Source organism: Halalkalibacter sp. HAAS-P014, assembly GCF_056619965.1.
The window spans coordinates 16,139-31,752 of record NZ_JBWQTV010000016.1 but is presented as its reverse complement, the minus strand read 5'-3'; the positions used below and the strand labels follow the sequence as shown (position 1 = coordinate 31,752).

The window sequence follows — 15,614 nt, the reverse complement described above, 5'->3', positions numbered from 1 at the left end:
ACAAGCTTTAAAGAAAGGAGTAATCAAGTGTCGTATTTATTTGATCATAGTTGGTTGTTTTTTATTATTACAGAGGTACTTACTTGGATCTTAGTCATTTTTTTCTTACTAAGTCGTTATTGGTTACGCTATGACAGATTGAGTCAATTATGGTTACTGTTAATTGTTGGGATTAATGTTTTTCAAATTTTCCTAGGAGGAGTTGATTTCTATTTCACTGGAGAAATCTCCTTTTTTCAAATAATGATCGTTCTTTTTATTACATATGGTTGTACATTAGGAAGTTCTGATTTTAAACGTTTAGATGAATTTATTAAGCAGAAATTTGATAGGCGAAAAAATCAGCAACGTGTCAATCAACGTGACATAGTATCTCATATTACGTATCGTTTCTGGCTTTTTAGTGGTCATACCGTTGCGTTCGTAGGCATTCATTTTTGGTATTATTTGATTGATCATGAAAATTACTATGATATCGGAGCGTATATCACTTTTGTCGTAAATAGTTGGTTTGGATCTATTAACCATGCTTTTTTTGAAAACCCTTGGTATATAATTATTACTTATGTATGGAGCGCAATTTACATGTTTGACTTTGTTATCGTTATCATCTATTGCTTTCTTCTACCTTTTTTCTTTAAAAAAGAAAGTGAAGGAAGTTTTTGAGATTGACAGTTACAAGTGCTACATCTATAATGATTAACAATAATGATGTTTGTCGAAGTTTATCATGATAGCTTTGTTTCAATGCTTTAGTTATAAGCGTGGGAAGAAGAGATCATCCTTCGATGTAACAAAAGGATATGTAATATAGATTAAATAGTTGCTTAAGTAAACACAATATGTGAGTACAAAAGAGGCTGTCTCAATATCTAGATTTCTGACCTAGAGGATCGAATATATGATGAATGCGCTGTCATTCCGTATAAGATTCCTTAAGGGCAGGTCTTCATGAGACAACCTCTTTTTTATGTTATGGGGGTTTAACGATGAATAGATGGTTAGTCGTATTAGGTGCAGTAATCATTCAATTAAATTTAGGTGCGGTTTATGCGTGGAGTTTATTTAACCAGCCACTAGTGGATGCGTTTGGGTGGGCTTTAGAGGACGTTGTTGTAACGTTTTCGATTACAATTGCAGTAATGGCTTTTTCAACCATTTTTGCAGGGAGGTTACAGGATAAAATTGGTCCTAGGTGGGTCGCGACAGCGGGTGGTTTTCTACTTGGTCTTGGACTGATTTTAGCTAGTCAAGCTACGACTCTTTATCAACTATACTTTTTCTATGGAGTTATCGGTGGTATCGGAATTGGAATGACTTATGTATGTCCACTTTCTGCATGTGTGAAATGGTTCCCGGATAAGAGAGGCCTTATTAGTGGGGTGGCCGTGGCTGGTTTTGGCTTAGGGGGACTAATCTTTAAGCCAATTATCGAATTTTTTATTGGGGGAGTAGGAGTATCTTCTACCTTTCTCTATGTTGGCTTTATTTATTTAGTGTTAGTAGTTGTTGGTGCACAGTTATTAAGAAATCCACCTACAACAGAAATTACTAGTGTAAAATCAAAAACTATTCCAGAGGTAGGGACTAATTTTTCGCCGAAACAGATGCTAGGAACTTATCAATTTTACTTGTTGTGGTTTATGTTTTTATTCGGCAGTATGTCAGGGTTGATGGTGATCAGTTTTGCAGTTGATATTGGGATAGATGTCGTGAACTTAGATATCGAGAAAGCGGCCAATGCAGTTATGGTAATAGCATTATTTAATGCAGCTGGCCGAATTGTGTTAGGGAGAGTATCAGATAGTATTGGTCGAACTAATACTTTGATGGTGATGTATGCAATAACAGCGCTCGTTATGTTGTATATGAGTACAGGTGCGATGAACTATTCGACTTTCTTACTTTCTGTGTCATTAGTTGGTTTTTGCTTTGGAGGTTTTCTAGCAATATTTCCATCCGTTACGGCTGATTTCTATGGCATAGAAAACATGGGAACAAATTATGGTTTCATGTATCAAGCATACGGAATTTCAGCGTTTGTTGGTCCGATGATTGCAAAAGTAATACCACTTACTCATGCATTTTTACTATTTGCCATATTTTGTGGTCTGTCACTTGTGATGGCTAAGTTAGTCTCTGTTCCTAAACGAAAAATTGGAACAGGGATTCTAGAGAAAGAAGCTAGCTAAAGACATAAATTGCCCTACTAAGAGAATCTTTTCTCTAGTAGGGCTTTTTCTATTCAACTTAATAATATTTAATAGTGTCTATGGGATTTTAAAAACAAAGGTATTGTCTATCTTAAAATGCGTATGCAGATCCTACAATTACTAATAAAATGAAAAGTACAACAATTAATGTGAAGCTGCTCCCTGTAACATGACTCATAAGCGAATTCCTCCTTTTGAGTTGGTACACTCTTACCTTATGTATCTTAATGGCTATCGTTTGGGCATATGTCATGTTTATAGTGAGATTAGGCGTTTACCTAATGAAAAAATATAAAAAGTACGATTGTAAAACCCAATACGTAAACAAAAAGTAAAAGGGTAGGCGCTGTACTTAGCGCTTACCCTTACGGTGCTCATTTTACTATTATGATTTTACAAAGCGATCAATAAGCACGTTTATAGCTCCATCACCGGTAACGTTTGTTGCGGTACCAAAACTATCTTGTGCCATATAGAGAGCAATCATTAAGCCAATTGCTGCTTCATTAAAGCCAAGCATCGAAGTAAGAACACCTAATGCAGCCATAATTGCTCCTCCAGGAACGCCAGGGGCTGCCACCATAATTAATCCAAGCATAAGAATTACCGGGATTATTTGAATCAACGATGGTTGGCTAAGCTCGGGAGTAATGGCCATAACAGCAATTGCACACATCACGATTGTAATTACGCTACCTGATAGGTGTATCGTAGCACAAAGTGGTACCCCGAAGTTTGCAAGGTCTTCTTTTACTTCATTACGTTTAACCGATTTTAATGTAACTGGAATGGTAGCAGCGCTACTCATTGTACCAATAGCCGTGAAATATGCCGGAAGCATGTTTTTAAGAAGGACAAATGGGTTTTGTTTAGAAGCTAGTCCAGCAACGGTATATTGTATTGTTAACCAAACCCAGTGCGTAATAATCGCTAATAATAATACGATACCAAACACTTTAAGTGTACCGAAAACTTCCCCTTCAGCAGCTAATTCTGCAAAAATAGCTGCAATGTATATCGGTAAAAATGGAATAATGATTTTGGCGATTACCAATTCAATGATTTCTTTTCCTTCATCAAAAAACTTTTTCAGCCATTGACTTTCTGTTTTTGCAACGCCAATACCAAATACAAATGCTGTAATGAGAGCTGTTACCACTCCCATAAGTGGAGCTATTTCAATCGTTAGAAAAGGCTCAAACGTTGCTGCTTCTGATATAGTACCGTTCTCTGCTGATAAAAATGGAATGATCGAAATCGCAATCACAAACGCGAGCAATCCAGCAATAACAGTAGATAAGTAGGCTGTCCCAACAGTCATTCCCACTAAACGACCTGAGCTTTTTCCTAATCCTGCAACACCACTAGCAATAAAGAATAAAATGATAAAAGGAATAATAAAGCCAATAAAGCTACCGAAAAGGGTTTTAATTGTGACCAATCCTCGAATGAGAAAATCTGGTCCAAGAAGTCCTAGAATTAGTCCGATTAGAATCCCACAAAGTAATTTAATTAATAATTTCATTGTTGTCTCTCCTTTAATTTTGTTCACTCTATAAAAACAAATGTATACTCACATTTTACATAATTCTCGGTTTAAAACAATGAATTTTCTTATATTCAGAATAATAAATTTATTATATTGGGAGAATAATGTACATGGATAGAAGACTTGATAATGAACTGAAAGCATTCTCTTGAAGGGATTTATTGAATTTTGTTGAAAGTGAATTTTAAGGGAATAAACTATTCTAAGAATGTTCTTATGTCTTTCTAAGCTTTATTGAAGCTTGATAAGGCTATCCTGTACAATTGTGAGTAGAGTAAATTTTATATGGAAAAGGTGTTTGATGTGAATACATATATTGTAGTTGGAGCTGGGGTTTTAGGGGCGGCGACAGCCTATCATCTTGCAAAAGAAGGTGTAAATGTAACGATAGTTGATCGCTCTGATAGTGGAAAAGGAACGGATGCAGCAGCTGGTATTGTTTGCCCGTGGCTTTCCCAACGTCGAAATCAGGCATGGTATCAACTTGCAAAGGGAGGAGCGAAATATTACCCATCCCTTATCAAAGAGTTAGAAGCTGAAGGAGAAACGGCGACAGGATATCGAAAAGTTGGTGCAATTAGTTTACATTCAGATGAGAGTAAATTAACTAAGATGGAAGAACGCGTTAAAAAACGTCGCAAAGATGCACCAGAGATTGGTGAGATTACACGATTATCCCCTATTGAGGTGCAAGAGATGTTTCCACCACTATCAAATGAATACGGAGCTATTCATGTAAGTGGAGCAGCTCGTGTGAATGGAAGGGCGCTTTGCCAATCTCTAATCAATGCGGCTAAAAAAAGAGGTGCGAAAGTGATTCATGGTGATGCAGCGATCCTTCAAGAAAAGAATCATATAATTGGGGTAAAGGTGGGTAGCAAGCACTATGTCGCTGATAAAGTCATTGTTACTGCTGGTGCCTGGGCAAAAGAGTTACTCAAACCAATAGGCATTGATTTTCTCATCGAGCCACAAAAAGCGCAAATTGTTCATCTGGAAATACCAAATATGGATACAGATCACTGGCCGGTTGTAATGCCTCCAACGAACCAGTACCTTTTAGCGTTTGAAGGTGGCAAAATTATTGCTGGAGCTACACATGAGAATGATATGGGATATGATCATCGTGTTACTGTGGGTGGTCTTTATGAGATTTTTGATAAGGCGTTGATGGTTGCACCAGGATTAGCCGATAGTACAGTTATTGAAACAAAAGTTGGATTTCGACCTGTTGCACCAGGGTATTTACCAATTATTGGTGCATTGCCAGGATATCAAGGGGTTCTTGTCGCAAATGGACTAGGGGCATCAGGTTTAACCGTTGGACCTTATCTAGGTGCTGAACTAGCAAAACTTGCTTTAGGAAAAGATTTGGACATTAACCTCGAATTATATGATGTTGCGAACGCAATCGGAAATAAGGACAATAACGATTAGCAAATCTGTTTTCAAGATCAATCTGGTAGGAATGTCAAAAACATGGGTAAATACTCAAAAAGGAGAGTGATAAATATAAAGGCTTCTTGCAAAAATTGTGAAATCATCTAATACATATAGAAAAGTAGTGGAGGCTCTATACTTCTTATTGCAATCGAGATAATATGAGCATTGTAACAAACAGTAACTCTTAGGAGGTTTTTCAAAATGAAGAAAAAAGTTTTTCTTACAGCAGCTTCTGCTATTTTAACAATTGGAATTCTAGCGGCATGTGGAGATGCCGAAGTAGATGAACCAACACTAGGCGAAGAGCAAGACTTTGAAACTGAAGCAGACATGGATGGCTTTGATGAAGGGTCAGAAGTTGATGGTGGAATTGAAGAATTTCCAGAATTAGATGAAGATACAGAAGAATTTGATACAGAGTTCGAAGCTGAAGATGAGGAGATAGAGGATTTTGATGTTGAATTAGATCCAGAATTAGAAGAAACAGAAGAGAATGAATTTTAAATTTATAGGTTCAAATAGTAATAAAGAGTAAAAGGAAGGTTGTCTCAGATGTCTGAGCCAGTAAACATAGGAATGATATACGTTATGTATACGCATTCATAAATGTGTTTATTGGTTTGGAGAATTAAATGAGACAACCTTTTACTTTTTAATTACGGACAATTAATACATCGCAGTTCGCACGTCTGGTGATGTTTTCAGAAACACTTCCAATCAGAAATCTTTCCACCGCATTGAGCCCTGTAGCACCTGCAATAATTAAGTCTACATTGTATTTCTCAGCAACATCTTTTGGGATGCGAATTTTTGGCGAGCCATAAGTTATATCGGTTAAGACTTCAGATACACCGGCTTCAAGTGCAGCTTTTTTATATTCCTCAAGTAGCTCTTGGCCAAAACTTTTCGCTTGTTCTGCGAACGTAGGATCATAGTGTTCAAGAGTACCTGTCGTACGATTGTCAATTACATAAGAAATGATAAGTTTTGCTTCGTCTTTTGTCGCGATATCAATCGCCTTTTGTAGTGCTCGCTTTGCCTCGTTTGATCCATCGACAGCTGCAAGAATTGTTTGGTAGTTTGAACTCATAGTATTCACTCCTTATGATAGTTACATTTCCTATTTACCTATATTTTAAACGTTAATTTAAATGAAGAGATAGATTTTGATCACACTTCTATTTAGCTAACAAAGGTTTCACAATCATTACTAGTCTCGGTTTCTCACGATTATTACATCACATTTAGCTCGTCTAGCAATATTTTCGGAAACGCTTCCAATGAAAAAACGTTCCACAGCATTGATCCCTGTAGCACCTGCAATAATTAAATCAGCATTATACTTAAAGGCAAGGTCATGTGGTATTTTGTCTTTTGGTGAACCATAAGATAGGTCTGTTGAAACTTCCTGTATACCAGCCTCTTGAGCAAGTTTTTTAGCGTCTTCAAGAAGCTCGGCACCTTGAACTTTTGCTTGTTCTACATAAGTTGTATCATAATGTTCTGTTATCGTGATCGGACGACTATCAATTACATGAGCAATTACTAGTTTCGCCTCGTCTTTTTTTGCTAGATCTATACCTTTTTCTAATGCTCGTTTAGCTTCTTTAGAACCATCAACAGCGACAAGAATTGATTGGTAATTTAAACCCATAACAGTTCACTCTCCTTAAGTATTATACGGAATATCTTAACAAATATAGAATACCTGATTTTTACAATAGAAAAAGTGACTTTTGTCACAATTGATACATTTATTTGAAAACGGACACTAATTTTATTCTTTTGTTTTAAATCTACTAATTTCACTATTTAATGTTTCAGCTGTTTCTACAAGGTTTTGAACTGACGAAACAATTTCCTGTAGAGTGGCTGATTGTATTTCAGTTGAGTTAGTTACTTGTTGAACATCCTCTGAATTATGGATAGAGGTTGTTTTAATTTCTTCAATTGTAGAAGCTATTTCTTGGATGTTATTGTTGACTTCGTTTGATAATTGGTTAACTTCATTGATATCATTCGTAATACCAAAAATAGACGATGAAATTTCGGTAAAAGAGTCACTAGCATTGGTAACTAATAAGAGACCTTCCTTTACTGATTTATTACCTTCAGTGGCTACACTTACAGCAGTTTCTGCTTCTTCCTTAATTTCGGTTATGAGTGCGGCAATGTTCGTCGTTGCCTTTCTAGATTCTTCAGCTAGGTTTCTTACTTCTTGAGCGACAACTGAAAATCCTGCACCGTGACTTCCAGCACGAGCAGCTTCAATAGAAGCATTTAAGGCCAATAAATTTGTTTGTTCAGCAAAGCTTGTTATTAGTGAAACAATTTCTTGGATTTCGTGTGCTTTATTATCTAGATTAGAGATTACTTTTACAGTTGAATTTGTATGATCGCTAATAGAGTTCATTTGGGTAATCGCTTGTTCTACAACGAGATTACCTTCTTTTGCTTGAGTCGTAGTAGAGTCTGACATCTCTGATATACGTTTAATCTTGTTTTCTATTCGTTGAGATTCGTTAGATATATTTGCAATTGCTTGATCTACCTTAGAGGTATTGTCTACTTGCAGATGAGTACGCGTCATGATTTCTTGCATATGTTCAGAGATTTGTTGGACTGATTCACTTACTTGCTCAGAACCATCTGATATGACTTTGGACGAATGAAACACATGATCTGAGTTCATAACAACTTCTTTGATAATGGTTTTGAAATTTGACACAAGACCATTAAAACTTTCGATTAATTCATCGATTTCATCAATTTTCTTATCGTGCTTTTTTTCTAGTGGTGGAACGGATAAGTCACCATCTGAAATTTTTTGTGCATAACGATTTAATAGAAGTAAAGGATTAATTGTACGTCCGATCAACCAAATCGTAATGATAGCAACGAGTAAAATAGGAATAATTGCAACAACAATTCCTTCGCCGATCATTGCCCATGTTCTTTCTTTTATGATTTTTGCATCAAAGTCAATTGCACTGATTGCAATTACTTCTTTAGTAGGATCATGATCTCTAAAAATAGGCGCATAACCTGTTAGTCGCTCCATACCTCCAAATTCATATACATCCGAGTAAGTGGGGTGCTTCATTTCAGTTAAATGAAAAAGAGCTTCATTATCAAGATAAAATAAGTCTCCATATGTAAATCCCTGCTGTTGTAAATTTTTATCAGCAGCTAAAAGAGTTCCGTCTAAAGACAATATGTACTGTGAACTAAAAATGTCTTTGTGGTCTACAGTCCAACTGATAAGTTCACCAGTTTCCAGTGCTTTCGAAAAATCGCCATTGGCTAATTGCTCGATTACGCCAGTATCTAATAATCCGGTAGTAATGTTTGCGCATCCATAAAGCTCAATCCCAGCAGCTTCCTTCACATTTTTATAAGTGATATGATAATTCGAAAAGGAGATCGTAGCAATACAGACTAACATCATTGACAGGATAATTACACCTAGCTTTTTTGTGATTTTGGTTGATTTCATCATAGTACTACACCTCTTGGCAAAAGTTGAAGTTGTTTTGTGGGAGCCGTTGAAAGATTGATTTTTTATTAATAGTGGCTTAAATTATTTAAACAACTTCTTAATTAGTAGTGTAGTACCATTCCAGATAGAAAAGTGTGATGTTAATCACACTTTTTGTTAAAATTAGGGGAAATGGTTAGTGAATAACTGCTTTGCTATACTATAAAATAAAGATTAATCATTGTAGTGAGGAGATAAATCAATGTATGACCCAACTGTGTTTGATAACTTAAAAGTTCGAATTGAGAATTACATATATGATTTGGATAATATTTCTGGTGATATTGATATTATGAATCGCAATGACCGCTTAGAATTAGCGATAATGTCAAGAGAATTCCGTCTCGAATTCACTTTATCAACTCAAAGAAAAGTTATGGCAGAAATTAGACTAAAAGCTTCCATGAAGGACCTTTCTGATGAGATTTTAGAAGTGCCAGGTGTAAACCCCGGTTGTGAGCTGGTTGTTCAATTTACTATGCAAATAAGAGATATAGTAGAACAATGCAAGCAAATTCAAGGAATTCTCGATGACATTTGGGATCCGAAACTGTTACCGAAACAAACAATTAGCTTTGTGTATGGCGCATCTGAAAAATTATATACGAATACAGTAGAGTTACTTTTTGATCATAAAATTAACGAAGAGAATATGGGGGAGATACCAGAGTTTGTCGATCATGTATTATTAACGTTACATAAATTAAATGAAATGGTGAGCGAATCTAGAATGTAAAATTAGGTTATAGAGATACCATAATGGTTTGAAGAAGATGTAGATTAGGGCTTATTGAAGAATTGACTTGAAATCAAAAGGTTTCGTATACTTCAAAATGATGGAATTAAGTGAAAAGTGAAAATTGGATTTAATTTAGGATTAGCCAGAGGAGAGTTGCGTGATGGGAGATTTACTAAAGGTGAGAGAAACAGTAATTGGAGAAGGAATGCCTAAAATTTGTGTGCCAATAGTTGGACAAACACACGATGAAGTAAAAAAAGAAGCCAATTATTTAAGTTCATTAGATATTGATATTGTGGAATGGCGTGTAGACTTTTTTAAAGAAGTCCTAAACTTTGAAAAAGTAAAAGAGGCACTTGAGGCCATTCGAATTATTTTAGAGGATAAGCCACTTGTTTTCACGTTTCGAAGTGCAAGGGAAGGTGGAGAAAAGGAAATAAGTGCCGACCTCTACTTAGCATTAAATAAGGAAATCGTTGAAACGGGTTTAGTTGATATTATTGATGTTGAACTATTTAATGAGGAAAAGGTTGTAAGGGCTCTTGTTGAAACTGCCCATAAGCACAATGCATTTGTTATTATATCAAATCATGACTTTACCAAAACCCCACCAAAGGAAGAAATTGTCTCACGCTTACGTAAAGCTCAAGAACTTGGTGGGGATTTACCGAAAATTGCTGTAATGCCTGTGGACGCAGGAGATGTCGTAACACTACTAGATGCGACGAATACAATGAAAGAACAATACGCGAACCGTCCGATTATTACAATGTCAATGGCAGGGCAGGGGGTCATTAGTCGCTTAGCTGGAGAAGTATTCGGTTCAGCCGTAACCTTTGGAGCAGCTCAAAAGGCATCGGCACCTGGCCAACTAGCAGTTAAAGAGCTGCGCCAAACATTATCGTTGTTACATAAAAGTTTAGCAAAATAATTCAGGAGAGGTTGTCTATAGTCTTGCAAGTTATTTGCAGATCCTAGAGCTACGTTTTATGACAACCTCTTAGTTTTTAATCTCCTATTTACTCCCACCTTGTGGTCTTACATCCTTTTCTTCTTGACCAATGGCTTCCATCCCAACCTGTTCTTGAACATTTAATTGAACTTTTTTGTTTGCTAGCTTTTCGTTGTGAAAAGTTAAATCCGGCTGGAAATTATTGTTTTGACTTGCTTGCTTGTTCCAACCACTCAATACGCTCACCCCCATTGTTGTTTGTATAATAGTATGTGATTTGTAAGGAGTTTTATGAAAGTAAAGATGAATTGAACTGTTTCTATCCTGTTTGTTCCAGAGTTCTAACTAGGCAATTCCTTCTCTCCTAAGTTAACGGTATTAACTTTATTTTTTCGTTCTTTTGTTGACAAGTAAACCCCACAAATGACTAATAATCCACCAATCAACTGGACAAAAGAGACGGATTCCCCTAAAAATAGAACGGCCCCAATAATTGTAAACACGGGTATAAAGTTCAAAAAGATGGATGCTCTAGAAGGACCAATTGCACTGACTCCTTTATTCCAAAAAATAAGGGCGATCACTGATGGGAAAATCCCCAAGTAAAGTAGCCCAAAGATCAATTTATAATCAAATAGGTGAAATACCCCGGCTTTCCACTCATAAATTGCAAAAGGAAACAGGATAACAAGTGCTATAAATATCATGATTATCAAGCTCCCGAATAGAGGGAATTTATAACTATGCTGTTTAATTAATAACGAATAAACTGCCCAAGAAAAGATTGCGATAAAAACAAATAAATCTCCTATATTAAAATGAAATTGACTAAAACTCTCCCAAGATCCCTTCGAAATGACCCACAAAGCTCCCATTAAGGAGAGAAAGATTCCTAAATACTGAACAATGCTAAGTCGTTCTTTTAAAAAGAACACTCCTAATAAAACTGTAAAGACTGGAGTTGCAGCTTCAATTACTGCTACATTTGTTGAAGAGGTATATTGTAATGATGCGTAAAGAAAGTAATTAAAGATAACAACACCCGTTAGCGATAAGCCAACAAGAGGTTTCCATTCTTGGCGCCAAAGTGATTGGCCTTTTTTTAATTCTTTCAGACTTAATGGCAGTAGAATCAAAAATGCAATTAAACATCGAAAAAATGTAATCGTAATGGGTGGTAAATCATTAATAGCTTTACCGATTATAATATTGCCGGAAAAGATCATAACTGTAATGAGAAGAAGTATATAAGATCGTAGCATGTGATATCCCCCTTATTATCATGTCATTGTAACATGTATTAAAAGATAATATTATTCAATGTGTTTGTATGAGGAGATGATTAAATGAAAAGGAAAGAAGTTCTAAAAGCAGCCGTTGGGTCCATTAATTATAATTTAGGAACGCCAGAATCAGATAAAGATTATAAAGTGTTTGTCATCCCAACATTTGATGATCTGTATTACAATAAAATATTTACCGAAAGTAAAGTTAGTTTAGCAGTGGATGAAGAATTTCACGATATTCGGAAGTTGGTCAATTTATGGTGGAAATCAAATGTGAATTTTGTTGAGGTATTATTTTCTGCAGATTTTGCTATTGGCGAGGGGAGTTTAGTGAAAGAATCGGTGCAAAAGTTGTATTCAATAAAAAATGATATCGCAACTATGAATTTACCTTACTTGTATAAAGCATGTAAAGGTATGTTTTTGAGTAAAGCTAAATATGTAGAAAAAGGAAATAAGAGTACAAATGATTTAGTTCAAAGGTTTGGTTATGACACCAAGTCAGCAATGCACTCATATCGAATTCTCGACTTTATTGAACGCTTTGAAAATAATAATTTCACAAATTTTGCAGATGCGATCCGATATGACGAAGAGGGCAGGAAGTTTATGTTAAAAATTAAAGATGGTGGGTTGAATAAGAACGAATATATGAAATTAATAAATGATAAGTTATCTACCTTTAAGGAGTTGGAAAATAAATATTTAACACAACTACTAAAAGAAGAAGTTAAAGAGGAAGTTGAGAAGATTTTGTACAAACTTGTTTTGAAGGAAAGTTTGAATGAAGCATATGGTCAGTAACGAAAAATAGTAATTCTCACCCTAACCGACTAGTCGGTCAGGGTGAGAAGGATTATGAAACCGCATGCCCTTGCTCTTGAGCTTCTTGCTCACTTTTCTTAATATCTAAACGGAGCAAGATTGAAATTAGGAAAGCCAAAATAATTAAGGCAGAGAAAACATAAAATACAGGAATATAGCTTTCTGTTCTTTCTCTTATTTGGGTAACGATAATTGGTCCGAATACGCCCCCTAATGACCAAGTTGTAAGAAGGTAACCGTGAATCGCCCCTAGTTGCTTTGTACCAAAAAGATCCCCTACAAACGCTGGAAGGTTAGAGAAGCCTCCTCCATAGCAGCTAACAACAAGTAAAATCATAATAGTGAAAAGAATTGCATTTGTTGTAAATGGCAATGTGAAAAAGGCGACGAGTTGGATTACAAAGAAAATTAAAAAAACATTTGGGCGACCTAGATAATCAGAAGCAGCAGCCCATCCAAGTCTTCCCCCACCATTAAAGATTCCCATTATCCCAACCATTGTAGCTGCAGCTGCAGCTGTTAAACCAACGACTTCTTGTGCCATTGGAGAAGCTACTGAAATAATCATGATACCGGCAGTTGTATTAATAAGCATCATTGACCATAACATCCAAAAGCGTTTCGTTTTCACGGCTTCTTTTGCTGTTAATTGAGCTAAGTCTTTTTTGATGATTTTCCTACCCGTAGCCATGTCCTTTTTCATAGAGTCTGGCATCCAGCCTTCTGGAGGGGGTGCGATATATAGTGCGCCTAGAATCATTAATGAGAAATAACAAATACCTAATAAATAGAAAGTAGATGTAATACCAATTGACTCCATTAAGCTAGCAGCAACAGGTGCAGTAATAAGAGAACCTGCTCCGAATCCAAGTACAGCCATCCCAGTTGCTAAACCTCTACGGTCTGGAAACCATTTAACTAATGTGGATACTGGTGAAATGTAACCGATACCAAGTCCGAGTCCACTAAATACCCCATATGTAAGTAAAAATAACGGGAGTGATTCTATTGCAATGGCTACTCCTGAGCCCGCCTGACCAATTCCAAATAAAACAGCTGCAACCATTGCTGATTTTCTTGGGCCGTTACGTTCAACAAACTTTCCAAAAAAAGCAGCAGAAGTTCCAGCGAGTGCCATCATAATCGTAAATGCTATAGCTACTTGAGAACCAGCCCATCCGAGTGACTCACTAATTGGATTCTGATAAACGCTGTACGCGTAGGCAGCACCAATTGATAAGTGGATAGCTATAGCCGATAAAGCAATCAGCCATCTGTTTTTAGTTGTCTTCATATGTTGTTTCTCCTCCTTATAATAGATATTTTGTAAGCCCTTACATACAGAATAAAGCTAATAAGTGAAAAAATCAAACAAATTCGAAAATTAATAAGATTTTGTTTGGTTTATTTTAGCATTTTTATTGAATTAAGTTACGAAAACTGGGCATATAAAGATGAGTGCGTTTACAATAAATGAGGCAAAAAAAGTTAGTGTTTTTAGGCTATTTTTTGTTATTATAAGAGGATTGGAATTTAAAATGGAATACGTTGAAAAGTACAAACCTTTTCAAACGAGTACGTTATTAACGATTTACGGAGGAAAGTTATGTATCATGCTGAAACATGGAAAGAAAAGTTTTCTTTATTTCTGACCATATTGTGGCCAATAATGGTTACACAAATTAGTTTTTTTGCTATGAATTTAGTTGATACAATGATGTCTGGCCGAGTAGGGACGGAAGATTTAGCCGGAGTTGCGATTGGTTCAAGTTTATGGATGCCGATCTTTACCGGAATAAATGGTATTTTACTCGCAGTTACCCCAATTGTTGCCCAGCTCATTGGAAGTGGCAGGCGAGGAGAAATACGAAACTCGGTTATCCAATCTCTTTATTTATCAGTAATACTTTCAATTATTGTTGTAATTGGTGGCTTCATTTTCTTAGAACCACTTTTATCATTAATGAATTTAGAGCCATCTGTTTATCATATTTCTTATCATTATTTGATTGGTTTAGCCATTGGTATCGTTCCATTATTTGCAGCGAATGTACTTCGCTATTTTTTCGATGCTCAAGGATATACACGTATTACAATGGTTATTACCGTTATGGCAGTTCCGTTTAATGTCCTTTTAAATTATGGACTAATCTTTGGAAAATTAGGCTTTCCTGCGCTAGGTGGTATTGGTGCTGGTTATGCGACAGCTATTACGTATTGGATCATTTTCTTTTTTAGTGTTTGGATGACATTTAAGGTTACAGTTATTAGGCATTATAAAATTTTTGTAAAATGGGCAATTCCATCTTGGAAAGCATGGAAAGAACAGCTTGGAATCGGTATTCCGATCGGTCTTTCAATTTTTTTTGAATCTAGTATTTTCTCCGTTGTGACTCTTTTGATTGGAGTGATGTTTACAACGATAACTGTTGCAGCCCACCAAGTTGCCATTAGTTTTACTTCTCTTATTTTTATGATTCCACTTAGTATCTCTATGGCGTTGACAATCGTTGTTGGTTACTCAGTTGGTGCAGGTAAGCTTCAAGCAGCGAAGCAATATGGCCGTCTTGGGGTGGCTGGGGGCATTGGAGTTTTAGCGATAAATGCTGTATTTCTATTTGTTTTTAGAGAGCAGATTGCCACTCTTTATACCGAGGATCGAGACGTTGTCACTTTGGCAGGACAGTTTTTTATTATTGCAATTGCTTATCAACTTTCAGATGCAGCTCAATCTGGGCTTCAAGGTGTACTTAGAGGGTACAAAGATGTGAAAGTTCCGTTTATAACAGCTTTCATTTCCTATTGGATTGTTGGTATTCCTGCAGGCTATGGCTTAGCTGCGTTTACACCTCTAGGTCCATTTGGCTTTTGGGTCGGTATTACTCTCGGTTTAACATGTGCTGCAATTGGATTTCACTTCCGTCTGCGTTTTATACAACAGCAAGTTGCTGTTCAAAAAATGGAGAATGTGTAAATGAGAATGGAGGAGTAAGAATGATTTAGCTCCTCCTTCATTTACGGTAAGTTCATCTATTTATTTAATATAAGATTTGACATCTAGTATGGTTT

At 36.1% G+C, this 15,614-nt stretch carries 16 protein-coding genes; 8 read left to right on the top strand and 8 right to left on the bottom strand.

Features of this window, described 5'->3' with window-relative positions; translation table 11 throughout:
* Positions 1 to 27 precede the first annotated feature (27 nt).
* Positions 28 to 666 (top strand): hypothetical protein, encoded by a 639-nt coding sequence (locus AC1FXZ_RS12930; protein ID WP_480054258.1) that lies wholly within the window; start codon positions 28 to 30, stop codon positions 664 to 666.
* A gap of 323 nt (positions 667 to 989) precedes the next feature.
* Entirely contained in the window at positions 990 to 2,192 is a 1,203-nt protein-coding gene (locus tag AC1FXZ_RS12925) for an L-lactate MFS transporter (RefSeq protein WP_480054256.1), read from the top strand.
* Positions 2,193 to 2,304: 112 nt separating this feature from the next.
* Here AC1FXZ_RS12925 and AC1FXZ_RS12920 read toward each other — a convergent pair whose 3' ends face one another.
* Together AC1FXZ_RS12920 and AC1FXZ_RS12915 are read right to left on the bottom strand one after the other, a co-directional pair.
* Positions 2,305 to 2,391 (bottom strand): YjcZ family sporulation protein, encoded by an 87-nt coding sequence (locus tag AC1FXZ_RS12920; protein WP_480054708.1) that lies wholly within the window; start codon positions 2,389 to 2,391, stop codon positions 2,305 to 2,307.
* A 207-nt stretch (positions 2,392 to 2,598) separates the two neighbouring features.
* Positions 2,599 to 3,738, bottom strand: coding sequence for a dicarboxylate/amino acid:cation symporter (locus tag AC1FXZ_RS12915; protein ID WP_480054254.1), 1,140 nt, complete (start codon positions 3,736 to 3,738; stop codon positions 2,599 to 2,601).
* A gap of 327 nt (positions 3,739 to 4,065) precedes the next feature.
* Between AC1FXZ_RS12915 and AC1FXZ_RS12910 the strand changes: the two genes are divergently transcribed.
* Positions 4,066 to 5,199, top strand: a complete 1,134-nt coding sequence (locus AC1FXZ_RS12910) for an NAD(P)/FAD-dependent oxidoreductase (protein WP_480054252.1) — start codon at positions 4,066 to 4,068, stop codon at positions 5,197 to 5,199.
* 207 nt (positions 5,200 to 5,406) lie between these two features.
* Positions 5,407 to 5,709 carry a hypothetical protein gene (locus tag AC1FXZ_RS12905; RefSeq protein ID WP_480054250.1) on the top strand — a complete coding sequence of 101 codons (303 nt, stop codon included), beginning with the start codon at positions 5,407 to 5,409 and terminating at the stop codon, positions 5,707 to 5,709.
* A gap of 148 nt (positions 5,710 to 5,857) precedes the next feature.
* Here AC1FXZ_RS12905 and AC1FXZ_RS12900 read toward each other — a convergent pair whose 3' ends face one another.
* The 3 genes from AC1FXZ_RS12900 to AC1FXZ_RS12890 all read right to left on the bottom strand — a co-directional run bounded on the left by AC1FXZ_RS12900 (position 5,858) and on the right by AC1FXZ_RS12890 (position 8,701).
* Positions 5,858 to 6,295: a universal stress protein gene (locus tag AC1FXZ_RS12900; protein ID WP_480054248.1), complete on the bottom strand. Its 438-nt coding sequence runs from the start codon at positions 6,293 to 6,295 to the stop codon at positions 5,858 to 5,860.
* A 120-nt stretch (positions 6,296 to 6,415) separates the two neighbouring features.
* The gene (locus AC1FXZ_RS12895; RefSeq protein ID WP_480054246.1) at positions 6,416 to 6,859 is read right to left on the bottom strand and encodes a universal stress protein; all 444 of its coding nucleotides are present in this window, start codon (positions 6,857 to 6,859) and stop codon (positions 6,416 to 6,418) included.
* A gap of 123 nt (positions 6,860 to 6,982) precedes the next feature.
* A complete protein-coding gene (locus tag AC1FXZ_RS12890) occupies positions 6,983 to 8,701 on the bottom strand; it encodes a methyl-accepting chemotaxis protein (protein ID WP_480054244.1) in 1,719 nt (572 codons plus the stop codon).
* A gap of 244 nt (positions 8,702 to 8,945) precedes the next feature.
* On the opposite strand from AC1FXZ_RS12890, the gene AC1FXZ_RS12885 reads away from it, so the two are divergent.
* Together AC1FXZ_RS12885 and aroD are read left to right on the top strand one after the other, a co-directional pair.
* Positions 8,946 to 9,479 carry a hypothetical protein gene (locus AC1FXZ_RS12885; RefSeq protein WP_480054242.1) on the top strand — a complete coding sequence of 178 codons (534 nt, stop codon included), beginning with the start codon at positions 8,946 to 8,948 and terminating at the stop codon, positions 9,477 to 9,479.
* Positions 9,480 to 9,642: 163 nt separating this feature from the next.
* Complete coding sequence (gene aroD / locus AC1FXZ_RS12880) at positions 9,643 to 10,413, top strand: type I 3-dehydroquinate dehydratase (RefSeq protein WP_480054241.1); 771 nt, start codon at positions 9,643 to 9,645, stop codon at positions 10,411 to 10,413.
* A gap of 84 nt (positions 10,414 to 10,497) precedes the next feature.
* Here the strand turns inward: aroD and AC1FXZ_RS12875 are convergent, their stop codons facing one another.
* On the bottom strand, positions 10,498 to 10,671 hold the full coding sequence (locus AC1FXZ_RS12875) for a hypothetical protein (RefSeq protein WP_480054239.1): 174 nt from the start codon (positions 10,669 to 10,671) through the stop codon (positions 10,498 to 10,500).
* A 104-nt stretch (positions 10,672 to 10,775) separates the two neighbouring features.
* Entirely contained in the window at positions 10,776 to 11,696 is a 921-nt protein-coding gene (locus AC1FXZ_RS12870; RefSeq protein WP_480054237.1) for a DMT family transporter, read from the bottom strand.
* An 84-nt stretch (positions 11,697 to 11,780) separates the two neighbouring features.
* Here AC1FXZ_RS12870 and AC1FXZ_RS12865 point away from each other — a divergent pair, with 84 nt between their 5' ends.
* Positions 11,781 to 12,524 (top strand): DNA polymerase beta superfamily protein, encoded by a 744-nt coding sequence (locus AC1FXZ_RS12865; protein WP_480054235.1) that lies wholly within the window; start codon positions 11,781 to 11,783, stop codon positions 12,522 to 12,524.
* Positions 12,525 to 12,576: 52 nt separating this feature from the next.
* Here AC1FXZ_RS12865 and AC1FXZ_RS12860 read toward each other — a convergent pair whose 3' ends face one another.
* The gene (locus AC1FXZ_RS12860; protein ID WP_480054233.1) at positions 12,577 to 13,839 is read right to left on the bottom strand and encodes an L-lactate MFS transporter; all 1,263 of its coding nucleotides are present in this window, start codon (positions 13,837 to 13,839) and stop codon (positions 12,577 to 12,579) included.
* 312 nt (positions 13,840 to 14,151) lie between these two features.
* Between AC1FXZ_RS12860 and AC1FXZ_RS12855 the strand changes: the two genes are divergently transcribed.
* Entirely contained in the window at positions 14,152 to 15,519 is a 1,368-nt protein-coding gene (locus tag AC1FXZ_RS12855) for an MATE family efflux transporter (RefSeq protein ID WP_480054231.1), read from the top strand.
* The last annotated feature ends 95 nt before the right edge of the window (positions 15,520 to 15,614 follow it).

Coding starts and splice junctions, on each gene's coding strand:
- AC1FXZ_RS12925 (WP_480054256.1), top strand. CDS start 990: ATGAATAGATGGTTAGTCGTATTAGGTGCAGTAATCATTCAATTAAAT.
- AC1FXZ_RS12870 (WP_480054237.1), bottom strand. CDS start 11,696: ATGCTACGATCTTATATACTTCTTCTCATTACAGTTATGATCTTTTCC.
- AC1FXZ_RS12895 (WP_480054246.1), bottom strand. CDS start 6,859: ATGGGTTTAAATTACCAATCAATTCTTGTCGCTGTTGATGGTTCTAAA.
- AC1FXZ_RS12855 (WP_480054231.1), top strand. CDS start 14,152: ATGTATCATGCTGAAACATGGAAAGAAAAGTTTTCTTTATTTCTGACC.
- AC1FXZ_RS12905 (WP_480054250.1), top strand. CDS start 5,407: ATGAAGAAAAAAGTTTTTCTTACAGCAGCTTCTGCTATTTTAACAATT.
- AC1FXZ_RS12860 (WP_480054233.1), bottom strand. CDS start 13,839: ATGAAGACAACTAAAAACAGATGGCTGATTGCTTTATCGGCTATAGCT.
- AC1FXZ_RS12920 (WP_480054708.1), bottom strand. CDS start 2,391: ATGAGTCATGTTACAGGGAGCAGCTTCACATTAATTGTTGTACTTTTC.
- AC1FXZ_RS12865 (WP_480054235.1), top strand. CDS start 11,781: ATGAAAAGGAAAGAAGTTCTAAAAGCAGCCGTTGGGTCCATTAATTAT.
- AC1FXZ_RS12890 (WP_480054244.1), bottom strand. CDS start 8,701: ATGAAATCAACCAAAATCACAAAAAAGCTAGGTGTAATTATCCTGTCA.
- aroD (WP_480054241.1), top strand. CDS start 9,643: ATGGGAGATTTACTAAAGGTGAGAGAAACAGTAATTGGAGAAGGAATG.
- AC1FXZ_RS12900 (WP_480054248.1), bottom strand. CDS start 6,295: ATGAGTTCAAACTACCAAACAATTCTTGCAGCTGTCGATGGATCAAAC.
- AC1FXZ_RS12915 (WP_480054254.1), bottom strand. CDS start 3,738: ATGAAATTATTAATTAAATTACTTTGTGGGATTCTAATCGGACTAATT.
- AC1FXZ_RS12885 (WP_480054242.1), top strand. CDS start 8,946: ATGTATGACCCAACTGTGTTTGATAACTTAAAAGTTCGAATTGAGAAT.